Below are 7,983 nucleotides of genomic sequence, written 5' to 3' on the forward strand. Positions count from 1 at the left end.
ACGTTGGTCGACAGTCCGACCACGTGATACGCCGCCAGCGCCTGCCGCATCCGCGCCAGCGCCTCGTCCCGGTCCTTGCCCCAGACGATCAGCTTGGCGATCATCGGGTCGTAGTACGGGCTGATGGTGTCGCCCTCGCGCACGCCGGCATCGATGCGGATGCCGGCCGGGCCATGGGCGTCCTCGCCACGCATGAACTGCACCGCAGGCGGCGTGCGCAGGAAGCGCAGCGTGCCGGTGGAGGGCAGGAACTGCTTGTCGGGGTTCTCGGCGTAGATGCGCGCCTCCAGCGCGTGGCCGTCGATGCGCAGTTGCTGCTGCGTCAGCGGCAGCGGCTCGCCGGCGGCGACGCGCAGTTGCCATTCGACCAGGTCCTGTCCGGTGATCATCTCGGTGACCGGATGCTCGACCTGCAGGCGCGTGTTCATCTCCATGAAGTAGAAGGAGCCGTCCTGGTTGGCGATGAACTCTACCGTGCCGGCGCCGACATAGCCCACCGCCTTGGCGGCGGCCACGGCGGCCTCGCCCATAGCGCGGCGGCGTTCTTCGGTCATGCCCGGCGCGGGCGCCTCTTCCAGCACCTTCTGGTGCCGGCGCTGCACCGAACAGTCGCGCTCGAACAGGTAGACGCAGTTGCCGTGGGTATCGGCAAACACCTGGATCTCAATGTGGCGCGGACGGGTCAGGTACTTCTCGACCAGCACCTTGTCGTCGCCGAAGCTGGCGCTGGCCTCGCGCTTGACCGACGCCAGCGCGGCCTCGAAGCCATCGCCCGACTCGACCACGCGCATGCCCTTGCCGCCGCCGCCCGCGCTGGCCTTGAGCAGCACCGGGTAGCCGATGCGGTCGGCCTCGCGGCGCAGCAGCACCGGGTCCTGGTCTTCGCCGTGGTAGCCGGGCACCAGCGGCACCGACGCCTTTTCCATCAGCTGCTTGGCCGCGCTCTTGCTGCCCATCGCCTGGATCGCGGAGGCCGGCGGGCCGATAAAGACCAGCCCCGCCGCGGCGCAGGCCTCGGCGAAGGCTTCGTTCTCGGACAGGAAGCCGTAGCCCGGGTGGATCGCCTGGGCGCCGGTCTCCTTCGCCATCTCGATGATGTGGTCGGCGCGCAGGTAGCTGTCGCGCGCGGCGGCGCCGCCGATATGGACGGCCTCGTCGCAGAAGGCGACGTGGCGGGCATCGGCGTCGGCATCCGAGTACACCGCGACGGTGCGGATGCCGAGCCGGCGGCAGGTGGCGGCCACGCGGCAGGCGATCTCGCCGCGGTTTGCGATCAGGACCTTGGTGAACATGGCTCCCTCCTTGTTATGCCGTTATCGGCATCTTACGGCGGGGAGGTGTCCAATGGGTTAATTCCGCGTCGCTATCTCACGTAACCTTGCCGCGAGACCATCCCGCTCAACTACCCCGCGTAACCCTCCGCGCGGATGTCGAGCCGGGCCAGCAGGGCGCGGTCGCGATCTGCCTGCGGGTTGCCGGTAGTCAGCAGCTTTTCGCCGTAGAAGATGGAATTGGCGCCGGCCATGAAGCACAGCGCCTGCAGCGCCTCGTCCATGGCTTCCCGGCCGGCCGACAGGCGCACCATCGCTCCGGGCATGGTGATGCGGGCCACCGCGATGGTGCGGACGAATTCGAACGGGTCCAGCGCCTCGGTGCCGGCCAGCGGCGTGCCTTCGACCTGGACCAGGTTGTTGATGGGCACCGACTCCGGGTACGGGTCCATGTTGGCCAGCTGCGCGATCAGGCCGGCGCGCGCCTCGCGCGATTCGCCCATGCCGACGATGCCGCCGCAGCAGACGTTGATGCCGGCGTCGCGCACATGGCCGATGGTGTCGAGCCGGTCCTGGTAGGTGCGCGTGGTGATGATCTTGCCGTAGAACTCGGGCGAGGTATCCAGGTTGTGGTTGTAGTAGTCCAGCCCGGCTTCCTTTAGCTGCTGCGCCTGCTCGGCCTTGAGCATGCCCAGCGTGACGCAGGTCTCCAGGCCCATCGCCTTGACCTCGCGCACCATGTCCATCACCGGCTCGAGGTGGCGGTCCTTGGGGCTGCGCCAGGCGGCGCCCATGCAGAAACGCGTGGCGCCGTTGGCCTTGGCGGCGCGCGCGGCGTCGAGCACCTCATCCAGCGCCATCAGTTTCTCGGCCTTGACGCCGGCGTCGTGGTGCGCGCTTTGCGGGCAGTAGCCGCAATCCTCTTCGCAGCCGCCGGTCTTGATCGACAGCAGCGTCGAGAGCTGCACGGTGTTGGCGTCGAAATTCTCGCGATGCACCTGCTGGGCGCGGAACAGCAAGTCGTTGAACGGCAGCGCGAACAGCGCGGCAACGTCGTCGACGCGCCATTTGGCGTCGTCGGGCAATGCATGCTGGCGGGCAGTCTGGCGCAGCGATTCGGCGGAGATGGTGGTAACGGTGTGGGCTTGGGTCATGTTGTTTTCAGTCGGATTGTGGTTCAGGCGGCGAGGCCGGCGGCCTCGGCCCGGGATCTGGCGGTGGCGGCGAACAGCGGCGCGAGGTCGAGGCGCCCTGCTGAGGCGGCGGGGTCGAGTTGCCACGGCAGCTCGCCCAGGCACGGCGCGTCCAGCGATGCATGCAGCGTGGCGATGTTCTCGTCGGCGAGCAGCAGGTCGGGGTCGACGCGGTTGGCGATCCAGCCGGCCAGCACCAGGCCGCGCGCGCGGATCGCTTCGGCGGTCAGCACGGCGTGGTTGAGGCAGCCGAGGCGGATGCCGACCACCATCACCACCGGCAGGCCCAGCATCACGGCCAGGTCGGCGGTGCTCCAGCGCACCGCGCCGGCATCCAGCGGGACGTGGAAGCCGCCCACGCCCTCCACCACCACAGCGTCGGCCTGCCGGCGCAGCGCGTCGAAGGCAGCGCGGATCGGTGCGCGGGTGATGCGCACCCCTTCCCGCGCCGCGGCCAGATGCGGCGAGCACGGTGTGCGCAGCAGGAACGGACAGGTATGGCCGAGCGGCACCGTCACCGAACTGGCGGCGCGCAGCTGCGCCACGTCGTCGTTGTGCCAGTGGCCATCGCGCCATTCGCTGCCGCTGGCGATGGGCTTCATGCCCGCGCTGCGGTAGCCGGCGCCCTTCAACGCATGCAGCAGCGTGGCGCTGGCGTGGGTCTTGCCGACGCCGGTATCAGTACCGGTGACGAAGCAGGCGAAATTGCGCGGCGCGGTCATGCAGCCTCCTTGCGCGGCATCGCCTCGGACAGCGCGTCGAGCAGCCGTTGCACATCGGCCTCGTCGTGCGCGGCGCACAGCGTGATGCGCAGCCGCGCGGTGCCTTCCGGCACGGTCGGCGGCCGGATCGCGCCGACGCGGATGCCGCCGGCTTCCAGCGCCGCCGACAGCGCCAGCGACGCGGCGTTATCGCCGATGATCAGCGGCTGGATCGCGGTCTGGCTCTCGCCCAGCGACCAACCCGCGCTGGCCGCCAGCCGCGCCAGGCCTTCGCGCAGCCGCGCGATGCAGCGCGCCAGTTGCGCGCGGCGTTGCCGGCCTTCCTCGCCTTCGATGATCGCCAGGCTGGCCAGCAGCGCATGCGCTACCGCCGGCGGCGCGGCCGTGGTGTAGATGTATGGCCGCGCGGTGTTGACCAGGTGCTCGATCACGGTCTCGTGCGCGGCGACGAACGCGCCCGCCACGCCGGCGGCCTTGCCGAGCGTGCCGATGTAGATAAAGCGCTCGGACGACAGCCCCAGCGCTTCCAGCACGCCGTGGCCCTGCTCGCCCAGCACGCCGAAGCCATGCGCGTCATCGACGATGATCCACGCGTCGTAGCGCTCCGCCAGTGCCAGCAGCTCGCGCAGCGGCGCGACGTTGCCGTCCATGCTGAACACGCTGTCGGTGACGATCAGCTTGCGCTCGCTGGTGCTCGCCGCCAGCAGCGCTTCCAGCGCGACGGTGTCGCAATGCGGGTAGCGCTGCACGTCGGCGCGCGCCAGCCGGGCGCCGTCGATCAGCGAGGCATGGTTGAGCGATTCGCAGAACAGCGTCGCGCCCGCCGTGCCCAGCGCGGTCAGCACCGCCATGTTGGCCATGTAGCCGGTGCAGAAATACAGCGTCTGCGCATGCGGGATTTGCGGCGCGAACCAGCGTGCCAGTTCCTCCTCCAGCTGCGCATGCGCCAGCGAATGGCCGCTGACCAGGTGCGAAGCGCCGCTGCCGGCGCCGTAGCGGTGCGCGCCTTCCGCCAGCGCGGCGATCACCTTCGGGTGGTTCGCCAGTCCGAGGTAATCGTTGCTGCAGAAAGTCAGCAGCGGCTGTGGCTGCGCATCGGCGGCACCCACGGCCTGGTGCGGCGCGCACGCGGTATGGGCGATGCGGCGGCGGCGCGTCAGCGCCAGTTGCTGGCGCTGTGCGGCGGCCTGTTTCAGTTGTTCAAGCAGCATGGCGGACCTCCGCGCCGGTGGTGACATCGTCGAGTGTGGCCAGCAATTGCTGGCCCAGCCAGCTTGCCTGCGCGGCATCGAAGACATAGGGCGGCAGCACGTACAGCGTGTTGCCGATGGGGCGCACCAACAGCTCGCGCGCGCGCGCGGCATGGTGGAAGCGCGATGAGAAATCGGCGCCGGCCACGTCGTCGCGCACATCGGCGGCCCAGACCAGGCCGCGCTGGCGCACGTGCTGCAGGCGCGCGTCGGCGGCCAGCGGCGCCATCGCGTCGGCCAGCCAGCGGGCGCGCTCGCGGTTCTGACCGATCACGTTGTCCTGCTCAAACAGGTCGAGGGTGGCCAGCGCGGCGCGGCAGGCCAGCGGGTTGCCGGTGTATGAGTGCGAATGCAGGAAGCTGCGCGCCAGTTCGTCGGCAACAAAGGCGCGCTGGATTTCCGGGCGCGACAGCACCAGCGACAGCGGCAGGTAGCCGCCGCTGATGCCCTTGGACAGGCACAGGAAATCGGGCCACGCATGCGCGGGCAGCGGCGTCTCGGCCGCGGCTTCGCCGCGCGACTGCTCCCATGCGAAGAAGGTCCCGGTGCGGCCGCAGCCGACCGCGATCTCGTCGGCGATCAGGTGGATCCGGTAGCGATCGCACAGCGCGCGCGCGCCGTCGAGGTAGGACGGGTCATGCATCGCCATGCCGGCGGCGCCCTGCACCAGCGGCTCGACGATCAGCGCGGCGATCTGGCCGGCGCGCTCGCGCAGCAGCGTTTCCAGCTCCGCCAGCGCGCGCGCGGCCACGTCGGCGGCCGATTCGCCGCGCAAGGCCTGGCGCGCGTCGGGCGACATCACCACGTGGGCGCGGCGGATCAGCGGGTCGTAGGCGTCGCGGAAGATCTCCACGTCGGTCACCGCGAGCGCGCCCACGGTCTCGCCGTGGTAGCCGTTGCGCAGGCAGACGAACTCCCGCTTGGCCGGCAGTCCGGTGTTGCGCCAGTAGTGGAAGCTCATCTTCAGCGCGATCTCGACCGCCGAGGCGCCATCCGAGGCGTAGAACACATTGCCGAGCGCGCCGCCGCTCAGCGCGGACAGGCGCTCGGCCAGCTCCACCGCGGGTGCATGCGTGCAGCCGGCGAGCATCACATGCTCGAGCGTCTCCAGCTGGCTCGCCAGCGCGGCGTTGATGCGCGGGTTGGCGTGGCCGAACAGGTTGACCCACCACGAGCTGGTGGCGTCGAAATAGCGGCGGCCGTCGGCATCGAACAGCCACGGGCCTTCGCCGCGCACGATCGCCAGCGGCAGGGCGTCGTCATCGGGGCGCAGGCGGGTGCAGGGGTGCCAGACCGCGTTGCGGCTGCGCTGGCCCAGCGACTGCGCGCCGCCTGGGGAAAGGGACAGGTGATCCAAGGTAGCCCTCCTTTGTTGACCGCCCGGGTGTCTGGCGCTGCCGGCTGGACCGGGTACGCGACGTTGGCGGACGGGTTGGGAGGGTCATGTTAGGGATGTCTCTTTGGGGTTGGCAATGTTGCCGAATTTCTTGATTTGGGGGTGATTTAGCAGGAATTGGGGGATGTTATCGGGATGAAGCACCAGTCTTGCGCTTAGCGTGCCGCGATCTCCACGCAAAATTCGGCGAGCTTTTTTTCGGAGCTGCAAGCTTCCGGTGTGCTGCAACGTGGCGTCCCTCTCCCGCACGCGGGAGAGGGACGCAAACACTCGGTTGGATTAAAGCCTCAGGCCGGCCGCCACGACGGCGACCGCTTTTCCAGGAACGACCGCACCCCTTCCTTCCCTTCCTCCGACGCGCGGATCTTCGCGATCCGGTCAGCCGTATCCGCCAGCAGGTCGTCATCGATCATCCTCCCCGCGATTTCCTGCACCAGGCGCTTGCTCTCGCGCACGGCGTTCGGGCTGTTGCCGACCAGCGCGGCCGCCAGCTCGGCCACCTTGGCGTCGAGCGCTTCGGCCGGAACCACCGCGTGCACGAAGCCGAGCCGCAGCGCCTCGGCCGAGTCGAAGCGCTCGGCGGTGATGAAGTAGCGGCGCGCCGCCTGCTCGCCCATGGCGCGGATCACGTAGGGGCTGATGGTGGCGGGCAGCAGCCCCAGGCGCGCCTCGGACAGGCAGAAATGCGCGTGCTCGGCGGCGACCGCGATATCGCACGCGGCAACCAGCCCCATGCCGCCGGCATAGGTGTCGCCCTGGATGCGCGCGATCACCGGGCGCGGGCACGACCACACCGTATGCAGCATCTGCGCCAGCGTCAGCGCATCGGCACGGTTCTGGTCATCGGAGTAGCCGGCCATCTTCTTCATCCAGTTCAGGTCGGCGCCTGCGCAGAAGGCCGGGCCATTGCCGGCCAGCACGATGGCGCGCACCTCGTCCATGTCGCCGAGCGCGCGGAAGGCGCCGGTGACTTCGGCGATCACGGTCTCGTTGAAGGCATTGCGCACGTCGGGCCGGTTCAGCGTCACGGTGGCGACGTGGTTGGCGATATTGACGGTGAGGGTGGTGAATTCCATGGTTCGCTCCGTTGGCGGATGTCTGAATGATTGGCGGATGCGGCTCAGGAGCCGGTCTCGAACGGCAGGCCGAGCGAGTGGAAAAATGCGGCGACCTCGGGCAGCCACAGCGGGATGCCTTCGCGCGCGCTGAACAGCCGGTGCGAGTCGTTGCCGAAGTCGCCCACGTCGACCAGCCAGGCCCTGGCCGCTTCTCCCTTGGCCTGCGCCTTGTATGCGTTGAACATGCGGCCGGGCAATGGCACCGGCCAGTAGCTGTCATTGTCGCCGTACACCCACAGCGACGGGTAGCGCGCGGAGCTGCCATAGCTCGCGAAGGCGTCGACCAGCCGGTCTTCCCAGTCCGCGCAATTCAGGTTGCGCAGCCCGCCGGCAAAGTTGACCACGCCGCGCACGCCGGGATAGCCGATGGTGCTGAAGGCCATCGTGGTCAGCCCGCCGTGCGATTGCCCGATCACCACGATGCGCTCCATGTCGATATAGGGCAGCGTGGCCATGTAGTCGAGCGCGGCCACCACGTCGTCGGCCTGCATCATGCCGTTGGCCTCGATGTCGCAGCTGCCGCCCACGTAGGCGCCGCCCGAGCGCGCAAAACCCTGCCGCATCGGCAGCACCACCGCGTAGCCGCGGCGCAGGAACTCGGCGCTCTGCGCCGCGAAGCGCGCGCGCCCCTGCATGAAAGGCCGGCCCGGCGCCTTGCCGTGGTTGATCACCACCAGCGGGAACGGCCCTTCTCCCGGCGGCTTGAACACCGTCGCTTCCAGGTCGATGCGCGACGGTATCGCGGCCTTGGGCAGCATCACCACCTGCTCGGTGAAACGCATGCGCGGCGTGGCTTGCCCGGTGCCGGCCCCGGTCTGCGCCGGCGCCGGCAGCGCCGGCAGCAAGGCCAGCACCGTGGCAAGGCAGGAAAGCAGACGGGTCACGCAACGCATGGAAGTAGCAGCCAAAAAACCGATGAAACCGATGAAGCCATGAAACCAGTAAAGCAGACAGCGACGATGCCGTGACGGCGCTACATGCGGAACACGCCGAATTTCATGTCCTCGATCGGCGCGTTCAGGCTGGCCGACAG

Annotated in this window: 7 protein-coding genes; all 7 read right to left on the minus strand. The window is 69.2% G+C overall.

The features are described from left to right. The coding region (locus IPF36_RS34085; RefSeq protein WP_195432335.1) for an acetyl/propionyl/methylcrotonyl-CoA carboxylase subunit alpha at positions 1-1,292 on the minus strand (1,292 nt) is incomplete at its 3' end. Between the two features lie 110 nt (positions 1,293-1,402). After that, positions 1,403-2,425, minus strand: a complete 1,023-nt coding sequence (bioB, locus tag IPF36_RS34090) for a biotin synthase BioB (protein ID WP_133098118.1) — start codon at positions 2,423-2,425, stop codon at positions 1,403-1,405. Positions 2,426-2,448: 23 nt separating this feature from the next. Then, positions 2,449-3,186 carry a dethiobiotin synthase gene (gene bioD, locus IPF36_RS34095; protein WP_195432337.1) on the minus strand — a complete coding sequence of 246 codons (738 nt, stop codon included), beginning with the start codon at positions 3,184-3,186 and terminating at the stop codon, positions 2,449-2,451. Further along, complete coding sequence (gene bioF, locus IPF36_RS34100) at positions 3,183-4,397, minus strand: 8-amino-7-oxononanoate synthase (protein ID WP_135704191.1); 1,215 nt, start codon at positions 4,395-4,397, stop codon at positions 3,183-3,185. Before bioF ends, bioD begins: the two co-directional genes overlap by 4 nt. Continuing rightward, positions 4,387-5,793, minus strand: coding sequence for an adenosylmethionine--8-amino-7-oxononanoate transaminase (bioA, locus tag IPF36_RS34105; RefSeq protein WP_195432339.1), 1,407 nt, complete (start codon positions 5,791-5,793; stop codon positions 4,387-4,389). Before bioA ends, bioF begins: the two co-directional genes overlap by 11 nt. A 326-nt stretch (positions 5,794-6,119) precedes the next feature. Further along, a complete protein-coding gene (locus IPF36_RS34110) occupies positions 6,120-6,908 on the minus strand; it encodes an enoyl-CoA hydratase/isomerase family protein (RefSeq protein ID WP_133098114.1) in 789 nt (262 codons plus the stop codon). 44 nt (positions 6,909-6,952) lie between these two features. Next, positions 6,953-7,843 carry a dienelactone hydrolase family protein gene (locus tag IPF36_RS34115; protein ID WP_133098113.1) on the minus strand — a complete coding sequence of 297 codons (891 nt, stop codon included), beginning with the start codon at positions 7,841-7,843 and terminating at the stop codon, positions 6,953-6,955. Positions 7,844-7,983 lie beyond the last annotated feature (140 nt).

The organism is Cupriavidus sp. IK-TO18 (assembly GCF_015549295.1).
GTDB classification, from domain to species: domain Bacteria; phylum Pseudomonadota; class Gammaproteobacteria; order Burkholderiales; family Burkholderiaceae; genus Cupriavidus; species Cupriavidus oxalaticus_A.